This window comes from Cellulomonas sp. Root485, assembly GCF_001426705.1.
Lineage (GTDB): Bacteria > Actinomycetota > Actinomycetes > Actinomycetales > Cellulomonadaceae > Cellulomonas.
Window position 1 is genome coordinate 16,806 of the sequence record NZ_LMFC01000004.1, and the last position, 23,868, is coordinate 40,673.

Annotated in this window: 24 protein-coding genes; 9 read left to right on the forward strand and 15 right to left on the reverse strand. The window is 72.5% G+C overall.

All coding sequences use genetic code 11. The annotated features are described in order from the left end of the window. Positions 1-2: 2 nt before the first annotated feature. From hisN to ASD16_RS17640, 5 genes are read right to left on the reverse strand one after another with little or no spacing between them, the layout of a single operon-like run. Positions 3-806 (reverse strand): histidinol-phosphatase, encoded by an 804-nt coding sequence (gene hisN, locus ASD16_RS17620; RefSeq protein WP_055920770.1) that lies wholly within the window; start codon positions 804-806, stop codon positions 3-5. Positions 807-837: 31 nt separating this feature from the next. Then, complete coding sequence (gene rsgA, locus ASD16_RS17625) at positions 838-1,914, reverse strand: ribosome small subunit-dependent GTPase A (protein WP_055921651.1); 1,077 nt, start codon at positions 1,912-1,914, stop codon at positions 838-840. Further along, positions 1,914-3,197, reverse strand: a complete 1,284-nt coding sequence (gene aroA, locus ASD16_RS17630; protein WP_055920773.1) for a 3-phosphoshikimate 1-carboxyvinyltransferase — start codon at positions 3,195-3,197, stop codon at positions 1,914-1,916. The genes rsgA and aroA overlap by 1 nt, the downstream gene beginning before the upstream one ends. A gap of 44 nt (positions 3,198-3,241) precedes the next feature. Next, positions 3,242-3,754 (reverse strand): DoxX family membrane protein, encoded by a 513-nt coding sequence (locus tag ASD16_RS17635; protein WP_055920776.1) that lies wholly within the window; start codon positions 3,752-3,754, stop codon positions 3,242-3,244. Positions 3,755-3,765: 11 nt separating this feature from the next. After that, complete coding sequence (locus ASD16_RS17640) at positions 3,766-4,311, reverse strand: ferritin (RefSeq protein ID WP_055920779.1); 546 nt, start codon at positions 4,309-4,311, stop codon at positions 3,766-3,768. A gap of 173 nt (positions 4,312-4,484) precedes the next feature. Between ASD16_RS17640 and ASD16_RS17645 the strand changes: the two genes are divergently transcribed. Both ASD16_RS17645 and rsrA read left to right on the forward strand, forming a co-directional pair. Then, positions 4,485-5,189 (forward strand): sigma-70 family RNA polymerase sigma factor, encoded by a 705-nt coding sequence (locus ASD16_RS17645; RefSeq protein WP_055921653.1) that lies wholly within the window; start codon positions 4,485-4,487, stop codon positions 5,187-5,189. Further along, positions 5,186-5,464 (forward strand): mycothiol system anti-sigma-R factor, encoded by a 279-nt coding sequence (gene rsrA, locus ASD16_RS17650; protein ID WP_055920783.1) that lies wholly within the window; start codon positions 5,186-5,188, stop codon positions 5,462-5,464. Before ASD16_RS17645 ends, rsrA begins: the two co-directional genes overlap by 4 nt. A gap of 66 nt (positions 5,465-5,530) precedes the next feature. Here rsrA and ASD16_RS22470 read toward each other — a convergent pair whose 3' ends face one another. Continuing rightward, on the reverse strand, positions 5,531-5,605 hold the full coding sequence (locus ASD16_RS22470) for a 50S ribosomal protein bL37 (RefSeq protein WP_155859599.1): 75 nt from the start codon (positions 5,603-5,605) through the stop codon (positions 5,531-5,533). 120 nt (positions 5,606-5,725) lie between these two features. Between ASD16_RS22470 and ASD16_RS17655 the strand changes: the two genes are divergently transcribed. The 3 genes from ASD16_RS17655 (at position 5,726) to ASD16_RS17665 (ending at position 8,404) form a co-directional block, all read left to right on the forward strand. Continuing rightward, positions 5,726-6,814: a type IV pilus twitching motility protein PilT gene (locus ASD16_RS17655; protein WP_055920786.1), complete on the forward strand. Its 1,089-nt coding sequence runs from the start codon at positions 5,726-5,728 to the stop codon at positions 6,812-6,814. Between the two features lie 157 nt (positions 6,815-6,971). Further along, the gene (locus tag ASD16_RS17660; RefSeq protein WP_055920789.1) at positions 6,972-7,790 is read left to right on the forward strand and encodes a DUF4097 family beta strand repeat-containing protein; all 819 of its coding nucleotides are present in this window, start codon (positions 6,972-6,974) and stop codon (positions 7,788-7,790) included. Between the two features lie 2 nt (positions 7,791-7,792). Beyond that, complete coding sequence (locus ASD16_RS17665; protein WP_055920792.1) at positions 7,793-8,404, forward strand: PadR family transcriptional regulator; 612 nt, start codon at positions 7,793-7,795, stop codon at positions 8,402-8,404. 35 nt (positions 8,405-8,439) lie between these two features. Here ASD16_RS17665 and ASD16_RS17670 read toward each other — a convergent pair whose 3' ends face one another. Together ASD16_RS17670 and ASD16_RS21855 are read right to left on the reverse strand one after the other, a co-directional pair. After that, complete coding sequence (locus ASD16_RS17670) at positions 8,440-9,039, reverse strand: GDSL-type esterase/lipase family protein (RefSeq protein ID WP_055920795.1); 600 nt, start codon at positions 9,037-9,039, stop codon at positions 8,440-8,442. A gap of 138 nt (positions 9,040-9,177) precedes the next feature. Then, positions 9,178-9,339 carry a hypothetical protein gene (locus ASD16_RS21855; protein ID WP_157454011.1) on the reverse strand — a complete coding sequence of 54 codons (162 nt, stop codon included), beginning with the start codon at positions 9,337-9,339 and terminating at the stop codon, positions 9,178-9,180. A 94-nt stretch (positions 9,340-9,433) separates the two neighbouring features. On the opposite strand from ASD16_RS21855, the gene ASD16_RS17675 reads away from it, so the two are divergent. Further along, the gene (locus ASD16_RS17675) at positions 9,434-10,393 is read left to right on the forward strand and encodes a GlxA family transcriptional regulator (RefSeq protein ID WP_055920799.1); all 960 of its coding nucleotides are present in this window, start codon (positions 9,434-9,436) and stop codon (positions 10,391-10,393) included. A gap of 50 nt (positions 10,394-10,443) precedes the next feature. On the opposite strand, the gene ASD16_RS17680 is transcribed toward ASD16_RS17675, so the two are convergent. The 5 genes from ASD16_RS17680 to ASD16_RS17700 form a co-directional block, all read right to left on the reverse strand. Then, the gene (locus ASD16_RS17680; RefSeq protein WP_055921657.1) at positions 10,444-14,241 is read right to left on the reverse strand and encodes a multifunctional oxoglutarate decarboxylase/oxoglutarate dehydrogenase thiamine pyrophosphate-binding subunit/dihydrolipoyllysine-residue succinyltransferase subunit; all 3,798 of its coding nucleotides are present in this window, start codon (positions 14,239-14,241) and stop codon (positions 10,444-10,446) included. A 266-nt stretch (positions 14,242-14,507) separates the two neighbouring features. Continuing rightward, positions 14,508-15,323 (reverse strand): ABC transporter permease, encoded by an 816-nt coding sequence (locus ASD16_RS17685; RefSeq protein ID WP_055920802.1) that lies wholly within the window; start codon positions 15,321-15,323, stop codon positions 14,508-14,510. Next, positions 15,323-16,243 (reverse strand): ATP-binding cassette domain-containing protein, encoded by a 921-nt coding sequence (locus tag ASD16_RS17690; RefSeq protein WP_055920805.1) that lies wholly within the window; start codon positions 16,241-16,243, stop codon positions 15,323-15,325. The genes ASD16_RS17685 and ASD16_RS17690 overlap by 1 nt, the downstream gene beginning before the upstream one ends. 41 nt (positions 16,244-16,284) lie before the next feature. Beyond that, on the reverse strand, positions 16,285-17,361 hold the full coding sequence (locus tag ASD16_RS17695) for a cell wall metabolism sensor histidine kinase WalK (RefSeq protein ID WP_055920808.1): 1,077 nt from the start codon (positions 17,359-17,361) through the stop codon (positions 16,285-16,287). Then, positions 17,358-18,143, reverse strand: coding sequence for a response regulator transcription factor (locus ASD16_RS17700; protein ID WP_055921659.1), 786 nt, complete (start codon positions 18,141-18,143; stop codon positions 17,358-17,360). Before ASD16_RS17700 ends, ASD16_RS17695 begins: the two co-directional genes overlap by 4 nt. A 247-nt stretch (positions 18,144-18,390) precedes the next feature. Here ASD16_RS17700 and ASD16_RS17705 point away from each other — a divergent pair, with 247 nt between their 5' ends. From ASD16_RS17705 to ASD16_RS17715, 3 genes are all read left to right on the forward strand, one after another. Beyond that, positions 18,391-19,710 (forward strand): hemolysin family protein, encoded by a 1,320-nt coding sequence (locus tag ASD16_RS17705; protein ID WP_055920811.1) that lies wholly within the window; start codon positions 18,391-18,393, stop codon positions 19,708-19,710. Next, a complete protein-coding gene (locus tag ASD16_RS17710) occupies positions 19,707-20,750 on the forward strand; it encodes a hemolysin family protein (RefSeq protein ID WP_055920814.1) in 1,044 nt (347 codons plus the stop codon). The genes ASD16_RS17705 and ASD16_RS17710 overlap by 4 nt, the downstream gene beginning before the upstream one ends. Before the next feature lie 197 nt (positions 20,751-20,947). Then, on the forward strand, positions 20,948-22,411 hold the full coding sequence (locus ASD16_RS17715) for a M15 family metallopeptidase (protein WP_055920818.1): 1,464 nt from the start codon (positions 20,948-20,950) through the stop codon (positions 22,409-22,411). Positions 22,412-22,449: 38 nt separating this feature from the next. Here the strand turns inward: ASD16_RS17715 and ASD16_RS17720 are convergent, their stop codons facing one another. Further along, positions 22,450-23,370, reverse strand: a complete 921-nt coding sequence (locus tag ASD16_RS17720) for an aldose 1-epimerase family protein (RefSeq protein ID WP_055921661.1) — start codon at positions 23,368-23,370, stop codon at positions 22,450-22,452. A gap of 61 nt (positions 23,371-23,431) precedes the next feature. Next, on the reverse strand, positions 23,432-23,719 hold the full coding sequence (locus ASD16_RS17725) for a hypothetical protein (protein WP_055920821.1): 288 nt from the start codon (positions 23,717-23,719) through the stop codon (positions 23,432-23,434). Positions 23,720-23,868 lie beyond the last annotated feature (149 nt).

A 23,868-nucleotide genomic window follows, 5' to 3' on the forward strand; every position in this document is an offset into this window, starting at 1 on the left:
CGTCACGCCTCAGGCAGCGGGTCCAGGTACTCGAGGGCGGCCTGGTGCAGCTTCCCGTTGGACACCAGCGCCGATCCGCCGAACGGGCCGGGAACGCCCCGGATCGACGTGAACATGCCGCCGGCCTCGGTGACGATGGGCACCAGCGCCGCCATGTCGTGCAGTGACAGCTCGGGCTCCGCCGACAGGTCCACGGCGCCCTCCGCGACCAGCACGTGCGACCAGAAGTCGCCGTACGCCCGGGTGCGCCACGTGCGACGGGTCAGGTTCAGGAAGGCATCGAGCTGCCCGCGCTCCTCCCAGCCGCTCAGCGACGAGTACGACAGCGAGGCGTCCTCCAGGCGGTCGACCGCGGACACGTGGAGCTGGCTCGCGGCCGCGAGCGACTTGCCCGTCCACGCGCCGGAGCCCTGCGCGGCCCACCACCGCCGGCCGAGAGCGGGGGCGCTGACCACCCCGACGACCACTTGGTCGCCGTCGAGAAGCCCGATGAGGGTGGCCCACACGGGCACGCCGCGGACGAAGTTCTTGGTCCCGTCGATCGGGTCGATGATCCAGCGGCGCGGTCCGTGGCCGGTGTCGCCCATCTCCTCGCCGTGCACCGCGTCGCGCGGCCGCGCGCGGGACAGCTGACCGCGCACGATCTCCTCCGCCGTCTTGTCGGCGTCGGTCACCGGCGTCAGGTCGGGCTTGGTCTCCACGCGCAGGTCCTGAGACTTGAACCGGGACATCGTCATCCCGTCGACCTGGTCCGCGATCACGTGGGCGAGGCGCAGGTCGTCGTCGTACCCGGGGCGCAGACTCATGCCCGACACCGTAGTGGGTCGAGTTCGCACGTCAGGGACGTGCGGGCTCCCGGTTGTCCGGTTCGCCGCTGCCGAGCCGGCTGGCCAGCAGGCGGCGGAAGGACTCGATGCGGGCCGCCCGGGCCGCCCGGGTCACGTCGTCGGGGGAGGCCTCGACCCACTCGTCCAGCGCGCAGTCGGGGGCGTCGTCGGCGTGCGTGCAGCCCCGGGGGCACTCCTCGGCGACCGCGGCGAGGTCGGCGAACGCGCCCAGGAGGTGCTGCGGGTCCACGTGGGCGAGCCCGAACGACCGGACGCCGGGGGTGTCGATGACCCACGTCGGCTTGCTCGTGCCCGGCACGCGCAGCGCCACCGCGGAGCTCGACGTGTGCCGCCCGCGACCGGTCACGTCGTTGACGATCCCGACGGCCCGGTAGGTCCCGGGGACGAGCGCGTTCACCAGCGTCGACTTGCCGACGCCCGAGTGCCCGACGAGCACCGAGGTCTTGCCCTCCAGCGCGGCCCGCACGTCGTCCAGGCCGTGGATGATCTTGCCCCCGACGGACGACTGCGCGCTGGTGACCACGACCTCGACGCCGATCGGCGCGTACATCCCGACCAGCTCCGCCGGGTCCGCCAGGTCGGCCTTCGTCAGCGCCAGCAGCGCGTCCATGCGGGCGTCGTAGGCGGCGGCGACGCATCGGTCGATCATGCGGGTGCGCGGCTCGGGGTCGGCCAGGGCGGTCACGATCACCAGCTGGTCGGCGTTCGCGACGATGATCCGCTCGACCGGGTCGGTGTCGTCCGCCGTCCGTCGCAGCACGGTCCGCCGCTCACTGATCCGCACGATCCGGGACAACGAGCCGTCGTCGCCGGACGTGTCGCCGACGATGTCCACGCGGTCGCCCGGGACCACGCGGTCGCGGCCCAGCTCACGGGCCTTCATCGCGATCGCGACGCGCTCGTCGGGACCGTCGGGGTCCACCAGGATCGCGTAGCGGCCGCGGTCCACGGCCGTGACCAGCGCGGTCTCGGCATCGGCGTGCTCGGGACGCTGCTTGGTGCGGGGGCGCGAGCCACGACCAGGACGGATGCGGACGTCCCGCTCGTCGTAGCGCCGGGTCCCCATCAGGCGAGCACGGCCGATCCGGCGAGCATGCCGCTCCACAGTCCCGCGAAGTCCGGGATCGTCTTGGCCGTCGTCGCGACGTCCTCGACCTCCACGCCCGGCACCCGCAGCCCGACGAGCGCCCCCGCGGTGGCCATCCGGTGGTCCTCGTACGTGTGCCAGGTGCCGCCGGTCAGCGGGCGCGGCGTGATGACGAGCCCGTCCGACGTCTGCTCGGCCTGCCCGCCCAGACGCGTGATCTCGGCGGCCAGCGCGGCGAGCCGGTCGGTCTCGTGACCGCGCAGGTGCGCGATGCCGCGCAGCCGCGTGGGGGAGTCGGCCAGGACGGCGAGCGCGGCGATCGTCGGTGCGATCTCTCCCGCGGCGTGCAGGTCCAGGTCGACGCCGCGGACGGTCCCGGTGCCGGACACGCTCAGCACGTCGCCGTCCAGGCGCGTGGTGGCGCCCATGCGCTCCAGGATCCCGGGCAGGAGACCGCCCGGCTGCGTCGTGCTCGTCGGCCAACCGGGCACGCGCACCGTGCCGCCGGCGACCAGCGCCGCGCACAGGAACGGCGCCGCGTTGGACAGGTCGGGCTCGACGCGGACGTCCCGGCCGGCGATCGGACCGGGCGTGACGCGCCAGATCGCAGGACGGGAGTCGTCGACCTCGACGCCTGCCTCACGCAGCAGCGCGACGGTCATCTCGATGTGCGGGAGGCTCGGCAGCGTCCGGCCGGTGTGCCGCAGGGTCAGGCCCTGCTCGAACCGGGCGGCGGCGAGCAGCAGGCCCGACACGAACTGGCTCGATGCCGACGCGTCCACGTCGACCTGACCGCCGCGCACCGACCCGCGACCGTGCACCGTGAACGGGAGGTGACCGGGCTCGCCGTGCTCCTCGACCCGCACGCCCAGCGTGCGCAGCGCGGTGAGCACGGGACCCATCGGCCGGGCCAGGGCGGAGTCGTCCCCGTCGAACCGCACGGGTCCGTCGGCGATCGCCGCGACGGCCGGCAGGAAGCGCATGACGGTCCCCGCCAGGCCGCACTGGACGCTCGCCGAGCCCTGCACCGACCCCGGCGTGACCACCCAGTCGGCGCCGTCCTCGTCGATCCGAGCGCCCAGGCCGGCCAGCGCGTCCCGCATCAGGAGGGTGTCGCGGGACCGCAGCGCGCCGCGCAGGCGACCCGGAGCGTCAGCGAGCGCAGCCAGGACGAGGTACCTGTTGGTCAGGGACTTCGAGCCGGGGACGTCCACGAGCGCGTCGAGCGGGCCACGGGCGAGCGGTGCGGTCCAGAGATCCATGGCACCCAGGCTATCGGGGGTGCCGACGGAGCCTGGCGGACGTCTCAGTCCGACGTCTTCGCGGCGGCGTGGTCGGAGCGTGCCTTCTGCACGCGCCAGCTGATCCCGGGGCGTCCCTCGAGGTCGACCCCGGCGATGAGGGCACCGCCCGTGAACGCGAGCGCGCGCACGAAGCGGTCGCGGCGGGCGCGCCGGAGGGCAGGGTCCTCGCCCTTGACGCGCTTGAACGGCAGGTTCAGCACGATCAGGGGCGCCGTCAGGACCGCGAGGGCCAGCGCAGCCGTGCGCGGCGCCTTGCCGACCGCGAGCAGCACGCCCGCCCCGGCCAGGGCGACACCGTGGACCTGGACGATGGTGGTCAGCTGGCGGTCGCTGAGCTCGTGGCCCAGGGCCTCGCCGGCAGGACCCTCGCGGACCGGCTCGGGCAGCCGGGCGCGCAGCGTCGTCAGGGCGCCGCGGGCGTCGGCGGCGTGCGCGGCGGGGTGCCGGACGACGTCGAGGCCCTCGGTGACGAACCACGAGGCGAACAGGGGACGCGCGAGACGACGCAGCAGCACAGCAGCTCCTCCTACAGAACGCCGCCGGCGGCCGACGGTGCGTCGGTGGACTCGCCACCGTCACCGATCTGCTCGCGGGCGACGTAGTTCTCGAGGTCGAACAGGTTGTCGCCGGCACGCGTGGCGACGGTGAGCAGGGTGGTCGCCGACGCGACCTCCTCGACCTGCTCCTTGAGGAACCACAGCAGGAACTGCTCGCCCAGCGCGTCACCCTCGGCGCGCGCCGCCGCGAAGATGGCCTCGATCTGCGTCGTGACCTGCTTCTCCTGCCGCAGGGCCAGGCCGATCGGCTCGGTGACCTGCGTGAAGTCGTTGCGCACCGCATTGCCGCCGGGGATGGCGACGGGCAGGTCCCGGTCGAGCAGGTACTGCACGATCATCAGCGCGTGGTTCCGCTCCTCGATCGCCTGGCGGTAGTAGTGCCGCGCCAGCTGGGGGAGGTCCTGGCCGTCGAACCACACGGCGATCGCCACGTACTGCTGGTGGGCGTCGAACTCGTGGCCGATCTGCTCGCGGAGCAGGCGCAGGAACGTGGAGTCGTCGGCGGTGCTCGTCATGCCGCCAACCTAGTGCCGTCGCCCGGGGTTCAGCACGAGGGAATGGCTCGCGCGCCCTCGCCGTTGTGCCCACCATGAGCTGCACCACCGAGGCGCCACCCGCCACGTCGTCCGTGACGGGCTGGGCCATCGGTATCCCCGTGGACACTCTTCCGCCCCAGGCCCTCGCGCAGATGCAGTCGTCGCGGGTGGATGTGGCGTGGACCACGCCGGTCGGTGGTCCCCAGGCTGCGGGGCTAGGCTCGACCGCGATGAGCGAGGACACGAACCGCGCGCCTGAGGCCGAGGACGACGCGGCACGGACCGAGAGGTTCGAGGCGGAGGCGCTGGTCTACCTGGACCAGCTGTACGGCGCTGCCCTGCGCATGACGCGCAACCCGGCCGACGCCGAGGACCTGGTGCAGGAGACGTTCGCCAAGGCGTTCGCGGCGTTCCACCAGTACCGGCCGGGCACCAACCTCAAGGCGTGGCTCTACCGCATCCTGACCAACACGTACATCAACTCGTACCGCAAGAAGCAGCGCGAGCCCCAGCAGTCCCGGTCCGAGGAGATCGAGGACTGGCAGCTGGCCCGCGCCGAGTCGCACACGTCGAGGGGCTTGCGGTCTGCCGAGGCCGAGGCGCTCGACCACCTCCCGGACTCCGACATCAAGGACGCGCTGCAGCGTCTCCCGGAGGAGTTCCGGATCGCGGTGTACCTCGCCGACGTCGAGGGCTTCGCGTACAAGGAGATCGCCGAGATCATGGGGACGCCGATCGGGACCGTGATGTCCCGTCTGCACCGCGGCCGCGCGCAGCTGCGCGAGATGCTGTCGGACTACGCGCGGGGGCGTGGTCTGGTCGCGGCGGCCCCGACCGCGCCGGAGGGCGAACGATGAACGAGAACGACCCGTCGGCCACGGCCGGCAACTGCGGGAACAACTGTGCCGACGCGCTCGACCGGTTGTGGGAGTACCTGGACGCCGAGCTGGGCGCCCCCGACGCCGAGACCGTGCGGGCGCACCTGGCCGAGTGCGAGGGGTGCCTCGAGGAGTACGACGTCGACGTCGTGGTCAAGACGATCGTGAAGCGCGGGTGCCAGGAGGCGGCGCCGGACGGCTTGCGGTTGAAGATCCACGAGCAGCTCACGGTCATGCGGATCACCCAGGACTGAGCGAATGACGAAGGCCCGGTGCAGCAGCTGCTGCTCCGGGCCTTCTGACACTCAGTCGCGCAACGCTCAGGCGTTGGGACGGTTGCCGTGGTTCGCGGCGCTGCCCTTGCGGGAACGGCGCTTGCGGCCTCGCTTGCTCATGGGATCTTCCTTCGTCGACGTACGGGGGGTCGGCGCCCGTGCTGCTCGCCGGACTCGTCTCCATCGTCCCACATCTCTCGTGTCCTCAAGTGCGGGGTGCTGACGTCCGATATCCAGTGCGTGAGCCAGCCGACACAGTCCGTCATCCCGTTCCTGCACGCCCTCGCGAGCACGGGCGGCTCCGACCTGCACTGCAAGGTCGGGTCCGCGCCTCGCGTGCGTGTCGACGGGCGGCTGCGCAAGCTGCAGGTGCCCGACCTCAAGCCTGCGGACACCGAGCGGATGCTCGAGGAGGTCCTCCCCGACGACCTGGTCGACACGTTCCGTGAGCACCACGAGGCGGACTTCGCCTACTCGGTCTCCGGCGTCGGCCGGTTCCGCGTCAACGCCTACCAGGCGCGCGGCACGTACGGCATGGTCTTCCGGCGGGTCGCCGTGGGCGCCCAGGCGCTGGCCGAGCTCGCACTGCCCGAGGTCATCGGCGAGCTGGCCCTGGAGCCCCGCGGGCTGGTCCTGGTGACCGGGCCCACCGGGTCGGGCAAGACGACGACGCTGGCGTCGATGGTCGACCTCATCAACACGCTGCGTGAGGTCAACATCGTCACCATCGAGGACCCGATCGAGATCCTGCACCAGGACAAGAAGTCGATCGTGTCGCAGCGCGAGGTCCGCCAGGACACCGCCGACTTCACGGTCGCGCTGCGCGCCGCGATGCGGCAGGACCCCGACGTGATCCTGGTCGGCGAGATGCGTGACGTCGAGACCGTGCGCGCGGCGCTGTCCGCCGCCGAGACCGGCCACCTCGTCCTGTCGACGCTGCACACGATCGACGCGGCCGAGACGATCAACCGCATCATCGACTTCTTCCCGCCGCACGAGCAGAAGCAGGTCCGCATCGCGCTCGCGCAGGCGCTGCGCGGCATCGTGTCCCAGCGTCTGGTCCGGCTGGCCAACGGCACCGGCCGGCGGCCCGCGATCGAGGTCATGATCAACACCGGCCGGACGCGTGAGGCGATCCTGGACCCCGAGGACGCCCCGCCCCTGATCGACCTGATCAAGGAGGGCGACTTCTACAAGATGCAGACGTTCGACCAGCACCTGTTCGAGCTGGTGCGGGACGACATCATCACCTACGACGAGGCGCTCTCCGCCTCCACCAGCCCGCACGACCTCACCGTCGAGCTGCGGCAGGCCGGCCTGGTCTCCTGACCCCACCCACCCGCCCGTCGAGACGAGCCCGCGACCACCCCGGTCGCGGGCTCGTCTCGTTCCCGCAGACGCGATATGTCGTGAGATATTGCATCCTGTCGGAACGCGATATAACGTGTTCGACGGAACGAGATATATCGCGAATGAGGAGAGCGTCATGGCAAGCGAGTCCTGGGTCGTCGCCGGCCCGCAGATCATCGAGATCGAGTCGATCACCAGCCTGCGCGTCCAGCTGGCCGGCGGTCGCGTCGACGTCGTCGCGCACGACGGGCCCGGTGCACGGATCGAGGTGCACGCCGTCGACGGCCGGCCCCTGGAGGTCAGCCTGTCCGGTGACGGAGAGCTCCGGGTGGGTTACCAGTTCACGCTGGGCGGCTGGGACGGGTTCCTGGAGAAGTTCCGGAACTTCAGCGGCAAGGACCGGGCCGACGTCCACATCGCCGTGCCGCGGGAGGTCCACGCGAAGGTGGGCACGGTCTCGGCCGACGGCCTCCTGGCGGGGATCGAGCAGGACGCGTCCGTGTCCACGGTGTCCGGCACGCTCATCACCGACGGCACCCGCGGACGCCTCGGCGCGAACACGGTGTCCGGCGAGATCGTCGTCCGCGACCACCGCGGTGACCTCAAGCTCAACACGGTCTCCGGCGAGCTCGCCGCGTCCGGGGAGCTCAGCCTGGTGCAGGCCAACTCCGTCTCGGGCTCATTGACCTTCGACGTGACCTCCGGGACGTCGAGCGTGACCGCGACGACCGTCTCGGGGGACGTCACGGTCCGGCTGCCCGAGGGCAAGGGCGTGCAGGTCAAGGGCCAGTCGGTGTCGGGGCGTCTCGTCGTGGACGGCGAGGAGTACAAGGGCACGACGCCGGGTCACCGGAAGGTCGACCTGCGCACCGGCGACGGAGCGTGCTTCGTCTCGGCCAGCACGGTCTCCGGGCACCTGACGGTGCTGCGCGGTGCCGGGACCGGGGTCGCGTGATGATGGCGCCCGTCTTCGCGCACGGACAGCTGCGCCTCTACCTGCTGTCGCTCCTCGAGAGCGGCCCCAAGCACGGCTACGAGCTCATCACCGCGCTCTCGGACCGCTTCGGCGGCACCTACCGGCCCAGCCCGGGCACGGTCTACCCACGCCTCGCCCGCCTCGAGGAGGAAGGCCTGGTGCAGCGGGTCGACGAGGAGCGCAAGAGCACGTACGCGCTCACGGAGGCCGGCTACGCCGAGCTCGACGCGCGCCGGGCCGAGCTGAGCCACCTCGAGGAGGGCATCGCGGAGTCGGTCCGGGAACGTGCCGCGCAGGTGCGCGAGGACGTCCGCGGCTCCATGCGCGGGCTGCGCGCCGATCTCGCGGCGGCCGCCCAGCAGGCTCGGGCGTCGGCGGTCCCGCACCAGTCCGGGATGGCGCCGGACGACCCGCGGCTCGCGTCGCACGTGCGGTACATGGACGCCGAGGCCATGATCAGCCGGTTCCGCGACGAGATCCGGGCGGACCTGCGTCGGGCCGACGCCGGCGGGAAGGTCGAACAGCTCACGCTCGACACGCTGCGCACCGTCCTGGACTCGGCGCTGACCGCGGTGCGAGGCACCCTGCGGTGACGGCGTGACGGCCCGATCGTCGGACGGTCGGGCCGTCAGGCGCCGTCGTCGGGGAGGCCGAGCCAGGCGTGCCAGCCGGTGTGCAGCACCAGCCAGGCCATCAGGCCGTACCCGGCCTGACCGGGCAGGACGCCGTCACCGGCGGCCAGGTCGCCCAGCCACTGGTCGTGCGCGGCCAGCGGCGTGTAGGTGTCCACGAACGGCACTCGCCGTCGGGCGGCCACGTCCGCGAACGCCGCGGACAGGTCGGCAAGCTTCTCGCTGTCCGCCGTGGCGCCCGGCGGGGGGCCGACGACGAATGCGGGGATCCGGCGCTGCTCGGCCACGTCGAGGATGTTCGCGAGGTTGAGCCGGCTGCGCGCCAGGGAGAGCCCGGCGGCGGCGTCGGCGCGACCAAGGGCGACCACCAGGCGGTTGTCCGTGTCGGGCGACCAGCGGCGCGAGGCCTCGTCGTCCCAGCGGGCGCCCAGCCCCGTGGTGGTCTCACCGGGCACGGCGAGCGTCAGGACGGTGAGCGGCTCCGGGGTGGGCGTGCGGGCCGTCACGCGGCCGACCCAGCCCAGGCCCTTGGGGTCGCCTGCCCCGGCGACGAGCTCGTCACCGACCACCGCCAGTCGCAGCGGCAGCTCTCCCACGTGCGTCACCTCTCGCCGTCCGACCCCGACGGGCCGCCGGGTGACGGCCGTCGTCGCACAGTGTCTCAGGGTGCGACGACGGCCGCGGGTTCATCGGCGGGCCTGTCGTGGGGGGAACGTGTGAACGGCGGCGAGCTGTCAGGCGCTGCGGTACGGGTGGCTCGGCAGGTCGGAGGACCAGTCGGCGTGGGACGTGGGCGGCTGGGCGCTGCCGAGTCCGTCGTGGCGCAGCGTGACGACCAGGCGGGCGACCAGCCAGGCCGCTGCGACGAGTGCGAGGACGATCCAGAAGGTGGTCATGGCTGAAAATCTATGCTCGTTGATAACGCGCCACGAGTGGCAGAACTGACGGTGACCGTTGACATTCCGCCAAGCGACGTCGGATGCTGGCCGCATGCTCCGATCCGTCGCCGTCATCGTCCTGCCGAACGTCGCGCCCTTCGAGCTGGGGGTCGCGTGCGAGGTCTTCGGCATCGACCGCCGTGACACCGGCGGACCCGCGTTCGACTTCACCATCTGCGGCATCGAGCCCGGCATCGTGAAGACCAAGGACGCCGGCTACTTCTCGATCGTCGTCGAGCACGGCCTGGAGGCGACGCGCGACGTCGACCTGGTCATCGTGCCCGCGTACGGCAGCTCCGGGCCGGTGCCCGAGGTGGTGCTCGACGCCTTGCGGGACGCCCACGCGCGCGGTGCGTGGGTGCTGAGCATCTGCAGCGGCTCCTTCGCGCTGGGTCAGGCGGGACTGCTCGACGGCCGCCAGTGCACCACGCACTGGATGTACACCGACGAGCTGGGCCGGACGTTCCCGCAGGCGCGGGTCAACCCCGCCGTGCTCTACGTCGACGACGACCGGGTGATCACCAGCGCGGGCACCGCGGCCGGGATCGACGCGTGCCTGCACCTCGTGCGCCGTGAGCTCGGCGCCACCGCCGCGTCGGCGATCGCCCGCCGGATGGTCGTGCCGCCGCACCGCGACGGCGGCCAGGCGCAGTACGTCGACACGCCGCTGCCGTGCGACGCCGACACCCTGGCCCCGCTGCTCGCCTGGATGGTGGAGAACCTCGAGGAGGAGCTCAGCGTGCCCGACCTGGCGGCCCGCGCGTTCGTCTCCGAGCGGACGTTCGCCCGCCGGTTCCGCGCGGAGACCGGGACCACGCCGGCAGCGTGGGTCACCCGGCAGCGGGTCGTGCGCGCCCAGGAGATGCTCGAACGGTCCGACGCGAGCATCGAGGAGATCGCGCGGCTGTGCGGCTTCGGCACCGCCTCCGTGCTGCGGCACCACTTCGCCCGGACGCTCGGCACCAGCCCGCAGGCCTACCGCAGGACGTTCGCGCCCGCACCGGTCTCCTGACGCGCCGAGAGCCGCACCCCGTCGGGATGCGGCTCTCGGTCAGCGTGTCGTCAGCGCGCGAAGGCGGTCTCGACGAGGTTCGCCTGCTGGGCCTGGTGCTTCTTGGCGGACCCTGCGGCCGGTGACGCGGACTCCTTGCGGGAGACCACGCGCAGCGTGCGGTTCAGCAGCTGCGGCAGGTGCATGGACAGGAACGTCCACGGACCCTGGTTGCGCGGCTCGTCCTGCACCCACACCAGCTCGGCGCCGTCGAACGGCGCGACCGCGGCACGGGCTGCCTCGGCGTCCAGCGGGTAGAGCTGCTCCAGCCGGATGATCGCCGTGTGCTCGTCGCCGGTCTTCACGCGGTGCGCGAGCAGGTCCCAGTAGACCTTGCCCGAGCAGAGCAGCACGCGGGTGACCTGCCCGGCCTTCGCGGCCGCGAGATCGTCACCGATGACCGTCCGGAACGTCCCCGAGGTGAACTCCTCGACGTCCGACGACGCCGACTTCAGGCGGAGCATCGACTTCGGGGTGAACACCACGAGCGGACGACGCGGGCGGTCGTACGCCTGACGGCGCAGCAGGTGGAAGTGCGACGCGGGCGTCGACGGCTGCGCGATCGTCATGTTGTCCTCGGCCGCGAGCTGGAGGAACCGCTCGATGCGCGCCGACGAGTGGTCCGGGCCCTGGCCCTCGTACCCGTGGGGGAGCAGGAGCACGACCGACGAGCGCTGCGCCCACTTCTGCTCGGCCGACGAGATGAACTCGTCGATGATCGTCTGGGCGCCGTTGACGAAGTCGCCGAACTGCGCCTCCCAGAGCACGAGGGCGTCCGGACGCTCGACCGAGTACCCGTACTCGAACCCGAGGGCTGCGTACTCCGACAGCGACGAGTCGTAGACCCAGAACTTCGCCTGGTCGGCCGACAGGTACAGCAGGGGCGTCCACTCGGCGCCGGTGTCGCGGTCGTGCATGACCGCGTGCCGCTGCACGAACGTGCCGCGGCGCGAGTCCTGCCCGGCGAGCCGGACGGGTGTGCCCTCCACCAGCAGCGAGCCGAACGCCAGCAGCTCGCCGTAGCCCCAGTCGATGCCGCCCTCGCGGGACATCGCCTCACGCTTGGCCAGCAGCTGCGCCAGCTTCGGGTGGACCGTGAAACCCTCCGGCGGGCGCACGTGCGCGCGGCCGATGCGCTCCAGGGTGGCGGCGTCGACGGCGGTCTTCCAGCCGACCATCACGCCCGCGTCCTCGAGCTGCGACTCCGGGCGCTCCAGGCCCTTGACGGCCTCGGCCTCCGGCGGGGCCGGCGTGTAGCCGTCCTCGCGCGTCTCCGTGAACACCCGCTCGAGCTGCTGCTGGTAGTCCTGCAGCGCCTGCTCGGCGTCGGAGATCGTCAGGTCGCCGCGCGCCACCAGGGTCTCGGTGTAGAGCTTGCGCACCGAGCGCTTCGCCTCGATGAGGTTGTACATGAGCGGCTGCGTCATCGACGGGTCGTCGCCCTCGTTGTGGCCGCGGCGGCGGTAGCAGACCATGTCGATGATGACGTCACGGTCGAACTGCTCGCGGTACTCGAACGCCAGCTCGGCCACCCGCACGCACGCCTCGGGGTCGTCCCCGTTGACGTGGAAGATCGGCACCTGCAGGCCCTTGGCCACGTCGGTCGCGTACTGCGACGAGCGCGACGAGGACGGGCCCGTGGTGAAGCCGACCTGGTTGTTGATGATGACGTGGATGGTGCCGCCGGTGCGGTACCCGCGCAGCTGCGCCAGGTTGAGCGTCTCGAACACGACGCCCTGCCCCGCGAACGCCGCGTCGCCGTGGATGAGGATCGGCAGCACCGAGAAGCCGTCGCCACCGAGGTCGATGCGGTCCTGCTTGGCGCGCACGATGCCCTCGAGCACCGGGTCCACCGCCTCGAGGTGCGAGGGGTTGGCCGCCAGGTACACCGCGGTCGTCGCGCCGGACTCCGCGGTGAACGTGCCCTCCGTGCCCAGGTGGTACTTCACGTCGCCCGAGCCCTGGACCGACTTGGGGTCCTGGTTGCCCTCGAACTCGCTGAAGATCTGCGCGTAGGACTTGCCCGCGATGTTCGCCAGGATGTTCAGCCGGCCACGGTGGGCCATGCCGATGCCGACCTCGTCGAGACCGCTGTTCGCGGCCTTGGACAGGATCGCGTCCAGCAGGGCGATGACCGACTCGCCGCCCTCCAGCGAGAACCGCTTCTGGCCGACGTACTTCGTCTGCAGGAAGGTCTCGAAGGCCTCCGCCGCGTTGAGCCGGCGCAGGATGCGCAGCTGGTCCTCGCGCGGGGTGCGGGCGTACCCGGACTCGAGCCGCTCCTGGAGCCACTTGCGCTGGCGCGGGTCCTGCAGGTGCATGTACTCGCTGCCCACGGTGCGGCAGTACGAGTCGCGCAGCAGGCCGAGCACCTCGCGGAGCTTGGCGCGGGGCTTGCCGCCGAAGCCACCCGTCGGGAACGTGCGGTCGAGGTCCCAGAGCGTCAGGCCGTGCGTCTGCACGTCCAGGTCGGGGTGCTTGCGCTGGCGGTAGGCCAGCGGGTCCGTGTCGGCCATGAGGTGGCCACGCGACCGGTAGGAGTGGATGAGCTCGGCGATCCGCGCCGGCTTGATGGCCTCGGCGTCGGGGTCGGCCGACTCGCGCACCCAGCGGACCGGCTCGTACGGCACGCGCAGCGCCGCGAAGACCCGGTCGTAGAACCCGTCCTCACCGAGGAGCTTGCGCGCGATGATCCGCAGGAAGTCGCCGGACTGGGCGCCCTGGATGATCCGGTGGTCGTACGTCGAGGTGAGCGTCAGCACCTTCGAGACGCCCATCTTGTTCAGTGCGTCCTCGGAGGTGCCCGCGAACTCCGCGGGGTAGTCCATGGCGCCGACGCCGACGATCGTGCCCTGCCCCTGCATCAGCCGCGGGACCGAGTGGACGGTCCCGATGGTGCCGGGGTTGGTCAGCGAGATCGTCGTGCCCGCGAAGTCGTCGACCGTGAGCTTGTTGCCGCGTGCACGACGGACGACGTCCTCGTAGGCCGTCCAGAACCCGGCGAAGTCCAGCGTCTCGCACTTCTTGATCGACGGGACGAGCAGCTGACGCGTGCCGTCCGGCTTCGCCAGGTCGATCGCGATGCCGACGTTCACGTGCGCGGGCGTCAGGACGCTCGGCTTGTCGTCGACCACCGTGAACGAGGTGTTCATCGCCGGCATCTCGGCCAGCGCCTCGACCATCGCGTAGCCGATGAGGTGCGTGAACGAGATCTTGCCGCCGCGGCCACGGGCGAGGTGGTTGTTGATGACGATGCGGTTGTCGACCATCAGCTTGGCCGCGATGGCGCGCACCGACGTGGCCGTCGGGACCTCGAGCGAGGCCTCCATGTTGGTCACCACGCGCGCCGCCGGACCGCGCAGCTTCTGCACGTCGTCCGCGGCCTCGGCCTCGTCGGCGGTGGACGGCCGCTGGGCGACCTGGGCGTACGGGGCGGTCGCCGGCTGGGCGGTCGCGATCGGCGACGTCACCGGGGGCGGCTCCACGAAGGGCGCGACCTTGGTGGGCGGGAGCACCGCGGGTGCCACGGGCGGCGGCGCGGTCGGCGCAGCGACCGGGGCGGCGTGTGCGCCGCGCGGTGCGGTCGTCGCCCCCCGCGGGGTGCCGTTCGCGGACGGCGCGGCCGGCGTGGCGGTCGCGTTCGCCGGGGCCGAACCGTTGGTGGAGGGCTCCTCGGGCTTGTAGCCCTCGAAGAAGTCCCACCACGCCGGGTCGACCGAGTTCTTGTCCTTCTGGTACTGCTCGAACAGCTCGTCCACGAGCCACTCGTTTGCGCCGAAAACGGCACGCGTCGAGTCAGGATCCGCCATCTGGGTCACGCTGGGATCGCCCACTTCCGCTGCGGTTCGTGACCGCGCCTCTGCTAGTCCGACTGCTACTTCTGTTGACGACAACACTACGGCCTCAGCGCGCTCGGACCCGACTCAGGACGGCCGTTCGGGACGGATCCACAGGCGTCTTCACCTGGTCAGCACACGCGGGTCAACAGGGAGCAACGTGCCCGTGCGCCGCCCCTCAAGACGAGGTTGTCGGGACCCCTTCGAGGTCATGGTTGTGCTGGCCGGACCCGGCTGCCTCAGGTGATGTCCCGTCGGAACGTCGTCACCCGCCCGATCGCGGCCAGACCGACCCCGTAGGCGAGCAGCACGAGGGCGCCCTGCCACCACTCGAGCAGCGACCCGACGCCCGTCTCGGCGTAGAAGCTGCCGCCCGAGACGGCCTCCCCGGCGGCACCCGGCAGGTACGCGGCGACGTCGGCGCCCCACGAGGTCAGCGCCAGGACGAACCGCAGGACCGGCTCGACGAACTGCGTGAACGCGAGGACCACGACGATGACCGCGACCTGGTTGGTCAGGATGGAGCCGAAGCCGACGCCGACGACCGCCCAGAGGGCCAGCGCGAGCGCGGACAGGGCGATGGTCCGCCACGTCGAGGCCTGGTCGAGGAACGTCGGCTGGTCCAGCAGGGCCAGGACGGCGGCACCCGCCCCGACGGCGGCGAGCGTGCCGACGACGCCGTAGACGAGTCCCAGGACGCCTGCCGAGACGACCTTGGCCGAGACCAGGAGCGTCCGGCGCGGCTCGGCGAGCAGCGTCGGGGTGATGGTCTGGTGCCGGAACTCGGAGGCGACCGCGAGCGCGCCGACCAGCAGGGGGAACACGTAGCCGAACGTCACGGCGACCGTGTAGACGGCTCGCACCACGGCGTCCGGCGCGAGCGCGAGGTCGTCCTGCCCCCCGGGGCTCGTGCTGGCCATCCCGTTGCCCTGCGAGATGCCCCAGCCGAGGACGGCGGACAGGAACGCCATGTAGACGGCCATGCACAGCAGGAGGATCCACCAGAGCCGGGTGGTGACGAGCTTGCGGTACTCGGTGAGCAGGGCGGCGCGCATCAGGCAGCCACCCCGGCGGTCTCGACGGCGCCGACCAGCTGGAGGAACAGCCCTTCGAGCCCGGGATCTCGGCTGGTCAGCTCGTGCAGCTCGACGCCCGCGGCGAACGCGGCCGCGCCGACCGTGGCGGCGTCCACGTCCCAGAGGTCGGCCACCCGCGGGTCGCCCGCGTCGGTACGCGTCCACGCCGAGCGCTCCACGAGCGTGGCGAGCCCGGCGGCGTCGGGCGAGACGGCGCGGACCTGGACGCGCGCCATGCGGGCGAGGTCGGGCAGCGAGGACGCGTGCGCGAGCCGGCCGCGGGCGATGATCACGACGTCGTCGACCGTCTGCTCGACCTCGGACAGCACATGGCTGGACACCAGCACCGTGCGCCCTTCGGCGGCGAGCATGCGCAGGAAGCCGCGCAGCCAGCGGATGCCCTCGGGGTCGAGGCCGTTGGCGGGCTCGTCGAGCAGGAGGACCCGGGGGTCGCCCAGCAGGGTGGTGGCCAGGGCGAGGCGCTGGCGCATGCCGAGCGAGAAGCCGCCGACACGACGGTCGGCCGCGGCGGACAGGCCCACGAGCTCGAGCACCTGGCCGGCACGCGCGTCGGGGACGCCCACCTGCGGCGTGTAGAGCCGCAGGTGGTCGAGCGCGGTGCGACCGGGGTGGAAGCTCGCCGCCTCCAGCGCCGCCCCGACGGTGCGCAGGGGCCGGCGGATCTGGCTGTAGGTCTGCCCGCCGATCGTCGCCGTCCCCGACGTCGGCCGCACGAGCCCGAGCAGCATCCGCAGGGTGGTGGTCTTGCCGGCGCCGTTCGGTCCGAGGAAGCCGGTGACGCGGCCGGGGGTGACCTGGAAGGAGAGGTCGTCCACGGCGCGGACGGGGCCGAAGGACTTGGAGAGGTGCTCGACGAGGATCGTGCCGTCGGTCGTCATGGCCCCAGAGCCTAGTGTTCCGACGGGAGCAGAACCCAAGGTCAGGGCAGGGTCCGGCTGACCGCTGGGAGGGTCACGCGCATCGTGCAGCCGACCTCGGTGTCCGCGACCTCGATCTGCCCGCCGTGCAGCTCCACCGCCCACCGGACGATCGCCAGGCCAAGGCCGGTGCCACCCGTCGAGACCTGGCCGGTGACGGCCGGGTTGTTGCCCCGCACGAACCGCTCGAACACGTGCGGCCGCTGCTCGCGCGAGATCCCGGGGCCGTGGTCCACGACGTCGATGCGCACGTCCGACCCCACCAGCCGCGCCTCGAGCCGGACCTCGTCGTCGTCGGGGGAGTGCCGGACCGCGTTGTGCAGCAGGTTGGCGACGACCTGGTGCAGCCGGTCCGGGTCGGCCGGGACGGTGAGGTCCGACGGCTCGACGACCACGGGGAAGGTCAGCCGCTTGGCGGCGCCGACGAGCATCGCGCCCTCGGCCGCCTCCTCGAGGAAGTCCTGCAGCCGCACGTCGGCGATCTCGAGCGGGACGTCACCCGCCTCCAGCCGCGACAGGTCCAGGAGGTACGTCACCAGCCGGCCGAGCCGCTCGGTCTGCGCCAGCGCCGCCTGCATCGTCGCCGGGTCCGCCTCCGTGACGCCGTCGACGATGTTCTCCAGCTGGGCCTGGAGCGCGGTGACGGGGGTCCGCAGCTCGTGGGAGACGTTGGCGATGAGCTCGCGCCGGAACACGTCGGCCTGCTCGAGGTCGTCGGCCATCGTGTTGAACGCGTCCGCCAGCTGGCCCACCTCGTCCAGGCTGGTCGCCCGCACCCGGCGGCTGTAGTCGCCCGCCGCCATGCGCCGCGCCGCGTACGTCATCTCCCGCAGCGGCGACGTCATGCCCCTGGCCAGCAGCTGCGTGACGATGAGGGAGCCGGCGATCGCGATCGGCAGCGTCCGGGACGGGCCGAGGTGGTTGTACAGACCCAGCCACGTGATGAACGCGGCCGCGGTGACCGTGGCGGCGACGAGGACGCCGAGCTTGATCTTGATCGAGCTCAGACGGTCGAGCGGCCGGACGTCCGGGAGCCGCGAGCGGGCGAACGCGCCCCGGACGTGCCGGGGTGCGTTCACGCGCCTTCGGGGACGCTTGCCCCGCCGGCACCCGTGCTGCCGTCGCTCGGCTCGAACGCGTACCCGACGCCGTGCACCGTGCGGATCAGGTCGGGGCCGAGCTTGCGGCGCAGCGCCTTGATGTGGGAGTCGACCGTGCGGGTGCCGCTGGCGTCGACCCAGTCCCACACCTCCGCGAGCAGACGCTCCCGCGTCAGGACCGTGCGCGGTGTCGCCGCCAGCGCGAGCAGCAGGTCGAACTCGGTCGGGGTCAGGTGCACCTCGGTGTCCCCGCGCAGCACGCGCCGCTGGGCGCGGTCGACGGTGACGTCACCCAGGACGAGCGGCGGGTCGGGCTGCTCGGCGGACGCCATCTCGGCGGCCCGCGTGGCTCGCTCCGTGCGGCGCAGCAGCGCCTTGGTGCGGGCCACCAGCTCGCGCATCGAGAAGGGCTTCGTCATGTAGTCGTCGGCGCCGACGCCGAGACCGATCAGCATGTCCGTCTCGTCGTCGCGCGCGGTGAGCATCAGCACCGGGACCGGCCGCTCCGCCTGGATCCGCCGGCACACCTCGAGCCCGTCGATGCCGGGGAGCATCACGTCCAGCACCACGACGTCCGGGCGCAGCCGCGACGCCGCACTGACCCCCGCGAGCCCGTCGCCGACCGACTCGACCGTCCAGCCCTCCGCGGAGAGCCGGTGCACGATCGCCTGCGCGATCGCCGGTTCGTCCTCCACCACCAGGACCGTGGTGCCGGCAGCTCCGCCGGCCGCCGTCGTCGGCCCACCGCTCACGTTCGCCATGTGGTCAGGGTGGCACAGCAGCGGGCCGATCACTCTTCGTTGGTGGGCGGGCCGTGTGAAGACGTGCGGCCGCCCGTATGATCGTCCCCACCATGAGCAGCTCAAGTCGCTGCCGGCGTCACTCCCGGGCTGATGCGCCCGGGGGAGACCATGCCGGCCACCTCTTCCTCTTCTCTACTGCCCTCAACAGCGCCGACCTCCGGGTCGGCGCTCGTCGTACGCCTGGTCGTCCGAACGGCAGCACGGCGTGCTGATCGAGTGGCTCCTGGTCGGTCTGGGCGTCCTGCTCACGCTCGGGACCGCGGTGTTCGTCGCCAGCGAGTTCTCCCTCGTGACGCTCGACCCGGGTCTGGTCGAGAGCCAGACCTCGCCCGACGACCGGCGCAGCCAGTCGGTCCTCAAGGCGCTGCGCCGGCTGTCGACCGAGCTCTCCGGCGCCCAGCTCGGCATCACGCTGACCACCGTGCTCCTCGGCTACACCACCCAGCCCGCCGTCGTGCGGCTGCTGCAGCTCCCGCTCGAGGAGTCGGTGCTCGGTCAGGTGGTCGGCGGCATCGTCGCGGGCATCCTGGCGATCATCCTGGTCAACGGCTTCTCGATGGTCGTCGGCGAGCTCATCCCGAAGAACCTCGCGATCAGCCGCCCGCTGCCCACGGCCCGCATGGTTGCGCCGCTGCAGCGCGGGTTCACCAGTGCGCTGCGCCCGCTCATCGTCGCGTTCAACGGCAGCGCCAACGCGCTGCTCCGCAGCTTCGGGGTCGAGCCGCGCGAGGAGCTGTCCGGAGGCCGCTCGCCGCAGGAGCTCGCCGCGCTCGTGCGGCGCTCGGCGGAGGTCGGCACGCTGGACGAGTCCACCGCGACGCTGCTCACCAACTCGATCGAGTTCACCGAGCTCACCGCCGTCGACGTGATGACGGACCGGCTGCGGCTCGTCGTGGTGCGCCGGGAGGAGTCGGCGGCCGACGTCGTCGACCTCGCCCGCCGCACCGGGCACTCCCGGTTCCCCGTCATCGGTGACTCGAGCGACGACATCGTCGGCCTGGTGCACCTGCGCCGCGCCATCGGTGTCCCGTACGAGCGCCGGTCCGACGTGCCCGCGGCCGCTCTCATGGTCGAGGCGCCGCGCGTGCCCGAGACCGTGCACCTGGGGCCCCTGCTGGTCGAGCTGCGCGAGCTGGGCCTGCAGATGGCCGTGGTCGTCGACGAGTACGGCGGCACGTCCGGGGTCGTCACGCTCGAGGACGTCGTCGAGGAGCTCGTCGGGGACGTCGCCGACGAGCACGACCGCCGGCGCACCTCCCACACCCGCTCCGCCGACGGCTCGTGGCTGCTGCCGGGCGTCCTGCGTCCCGACGAGCTGACGGAGGTCACCGGGCTGCACGTCCCGGCCGACGGCCCCTACGAGACGCTCGGCGGGCTGCTGATGTCCGAGCTGGGGCGGATCCCCAGCACCGGCGACCAGATCGTCGTCGGCCGGGTCGAGCTCCAGGTCGAGGCCATGGCGGGCCGCCGCGTCGAGCGGGTGCGCGTGCGCACGGTCGAGAGCGACGACGAGGACGAGTCATGAGCTCGACCGTCGCGCTGGTCCTCGGCGCCCTCCTGCTCGCCGCGAACGCGTTCTTCGTCGGCGCCGAGTTCGCCATCATCTCCGCCCGCCGCAGCGCGATCGAACCGCTCGCCCGCGGAGGCGACCGGCGCGCCAAGACCGTCCTGTGGGCGATGGAGAACGTCTCCCTCATGCTCGCGTGCGCGCAGCTGGGCATCACGGTGTGCTCGACGAGCCTCGGGGTGGTCGCCGAGCCCGCGATCGCCCACCTCATCGAGGCGCCGCTGCACGCGCTCGGCGTCAGCGAGAGCCTCACGCACCCGATCTCGTTCGTCGTCGCGCTCGCGATCGTCGTCTACCTGCACGTCGTGCTCGGCGAGATGGTGCCCAAGAACCTCGCCGTCGCCGGCCCCGACCGTGCCGTCCTGCTCTTCGGCCCTCCGCTGGTCTGGGTCGCGCGCGTCGTGCGCCCGCTCATCTGGGCGCTGAACTGGGTCGCCAACCACACGCTGCGGCTCGTCGGGGTAGAGCCCAAGGACGAGGTGGCCTCCGCGTTCACCGCGCAGGAGGTCCAGTCCATCGTCGAGCGGTCGCAGGCCGAGGGCCTCCTCGACGACGAGCAGGGGCTCCTGGCCGGTGCGCTGGAGTTCTCGGACCGCACGGCGGCCGACGTCATGATCCGGACCGGCGCCCTGGTGACCGTCGGCGCCGGGAGCACGCCGGAGGACGTCGAGAAGCTGGTCGCCCGGACGGGCTTCAGCAGGTTCCCGGTCGTCGACGACGCAGGCGTGCCGACGGGCTACCTGCACCTGAAGGACGTCCTGTACGCCGACGACCCCTCGCGCAGCGTGCCCGTGCCGCCGTGGCGGGTCCGCGCGCTCGCGGTGGTCGGCCCGCAGGACGAGGTCGAGGACGCGCTCGCGGCCATGCAGCGGTCGGGGGCGCACCTGGCGCGGGTCGACGAGGACGGCCGGACCGTCGGGGTCGTGTTCCTGGAGGACATCCTCGAGGAGCTCGTCGGCGAGGTGCGCGACGCGATGCAGCGGGGCCAGCTGTCCTGATCGTTGGTCCGATGTAGCGATCACGTGTGCGTTGTCGGCGTGTCGCACCGCGTGTCGCCCGGAATGTCCATTTCCCGGACTGGACAAGCGTCCAGAGGGTTGGAAGCGAGTCCACCAGCCGTTATGGTTTCGTGACCGCAAGTCGCCGGGTCGCCCGCAGCGCGCCCGACGATGACGTCGCGGCAGACCAGAGACGCGTGAACGGACTGGAGGTGTTCGTGGGGTCGCACAGCGAGGAGCCCGTGACGGCACCCCCCACCCGTCGCAGCCTCCGTGAGGCCCAGCGCCGTTCCGAGTCCGGGTCCACCCCCGTGACCGGCGCGCGTCCGGCCCCCGACTCCCCGGCCGCGCACCACGTGCCCTCCTGGGCGCACGGACCCGACGCCCCGCGTCCGTCCACACCGGTCACCGAGGCGCTCACCCGCTCCGCGCCCCCGCAGCAGGCTCGGTCCGCCTGGTCCGCCGGGCCGCAGACACGCACCACCCCGCAGCCGCCGCAGCAGGCTCGCGCCGCTGCGCCGATGGCCACGTCGCCGGGTCGCCCCACCTCGCAGGGCACCCCGCCGCAGGCCCGGCCCGCGGCGCCGGCACCGACGGCACCCCCGCAGCGTCCGTCAGGGACGACGGCGCCGTTCAGTGCCTCGCGCGCTCCGATGCCGCTCCCGACGCTGCCCGCGCACATCGAGTCGCCGCTCGTCCCCGCGCCGCGGCCGGTCGCCGCGCCGACGGTCCCGACGTCGGTCCGGGCCGTCGCGCCCACCACGTCGGCAGCCCCGTCGCCTCGGGCCCTGCCCACCACCGCGATCCGGCTGGACGCCGCGCCGCTGGAGACGCCCGCAGTTCCCGAGCTCGCCACGCCGGTGTTCCCTTCACCGGTCCGGGCCGAGCAGCACGTGCCCGAGCTCGAGGTCACGCCGCACGCGACGCTCCCGCGACGCTCCCGCAAGCCCACCCGCGCCGCCGCGCGGCTCAGCGTCCTCGGCGTCCTGGCCGGCATCACGGTCGTCATCCCGGTCAGCCAGGGGCTCGTGCCCAGCTCGGTGGCGTTCGGCTCCGACGCCCTCGCGGACTCCACGCTCCCCTCCACCGTCTCGGCGCTGGCCGGCGCCCCGCTGTCCGCGCTGCCCCCGACCTCGCTCATGGCGACCGACGGTGCCCTCCAGGCGCGCGACCTCGCAGCCGCCAGCAGGACCGAGGAGAGGTCCGCGCTCCCCGGCTGTGACGGCTCGATGAGGCCCGCCGGCCAGAACGGACTGCTCAAGACGTCCGACCTGTGCAACTTGTGGGACAACCACACACAGCTGCGAGCGGACGCGGCGGTCTCCCTCGCGGAGTTCAACCAGGCGTTCGCCGCCCGGTTCGGCGGGGACCTGTGCATCAGCGGCGGCTACCGCACGCTGGCCGCGCAGCGCTCCGTGAAGGCGCAGAAGGGTGGCCTCGCCGCAGTCCCCGGCAAGAGCAACCACGGCTGGGGCCTCGCCGTCGACCTCTGCCAGGACCAGACGTCCGGGACGAAGTGGCGCTGGATCACCGAGAACGCCCCCACGTACGGCTGGGAGAACCCCGCCTGGGCCCAGCCCGGCGGCAGCGGACCGTACGAGCGCTGGCACTGGGAGTTCAAGAAGGGCGTCCAGGCCGACGGCGAGTACTACGACGGCTGACGCCGGCGCCGCATAGGTCCCCGCTCGGCGCAGAGCGCTCAGAGCAGAGCGAGACCCCACGTGATCGTGTGGCCGGCGCCCGGCGCAAGGTGCACCAGGTCGTTGCCCGTCCGGAACGCGTCGGCGATGCAGGTCATCGGCTCCGCCGCCACGCCTCGACGTGCGATGTGCGCGACCGTGTCCCCCGTGCACACCTGCCAGGCCATGGTCGCGGCATCCGCCCACATCGCGACCGTCCGCCCGTCCGGGCAGCCCAGCCGGATCCAGGACAGCCCGTCCGCGTCGCGGAGGACGTCGATCCACGCGTCGTCCAGGTCGAGCCCGCGCAGCGGTCGCGGGGTCCGCAGGTCGACGTCGCCGGACGCGCGCTCCGTCCCGGTCGGCAGCAGGCGGTCGTCGACCGTCACGTGCCGCGCTGCGTCGACCTGCAGCGTGCAGTCGTCGACCTGGCCGTCGCCCGGTGACAGCCACGGGTGGAAACCGATGCCGTACGGCGCCGTCGTCGTCCCGAGGTTCGTCCCCTCGGCCGTGACGTGCAGGCCGGCACCGGTCAGCGCGTACGTGAGCCGCACGCGCACCGGCCACGGGTAGCCGTGGGTCGGGACGATGACGTGCTCCAGCGTCACGGACGTCGCATCGGCGTCCGTCGTGTCGAAGGTCGTGGTGGCGACCAGCCCGTGCAGGGCGGTGTGCCGGAGGTGCTCCGTCAGCGGGACCTCGAACGTGCTCCCGTCGTAGGAGTACACGCCGTCACGCAGGCGGTTGGGCCACGGGGCGAGCACCGCGCCCGAGAACGCCGGCGCGATCGCCGCCTGGTCGAACGGCAGGACGACGTCCCGGCCGTCCACCGTGTACTCGCGCAGGCTCGCGCCGACGGCGGTCACGACAGCGCGCTGGCCCTCCAGCTCGAGGACGTGCTGGCGACCGGTCGGCAGGGGTGTGGTGAGAGTCGTGGACACGCTCACACGCTAGCGGGCGCGGCGCCCCGACCGGGGGAGCGCGTCGTGTGTCCGGTCGTGCTCAGTCGGCGGGCTCGTCGTCGTCCGGACGACGGCCGACCAGGACGAGGATCAGGGCGCCGCCCACGAGGGTGACGAGTCCCAGCACCACCAGCGACGTGCTCGGGCTGCCCGTCGACCCGATCTCGCTCGGGCCGGCGACGACGGAGCCGTCGACGACGTGACCGCCCCGCTCGGCGGAGCTCACCAGGGACGGGGTCGCGACGTCCGGAGCCGCGGCGTGCGCGGCGGTGGGAAGCAGGACGAGTGCGGCCGTGATCGCGGCGGCGCCGAGCGTGCGGGCAGGCATGGGACGGATCCTCTGGGGTGATCGTGTGCGGGCGCCGAGGCCGTCGAGGGCGGCGCTCGGTCTGGTGGTCGGAGGACACCCGGTCCCGGGCCCGACGTGAAAGGCGTCGCGGAGCGTCGGTGGGTGGTCGCACCGCGTCCGCGCCATCC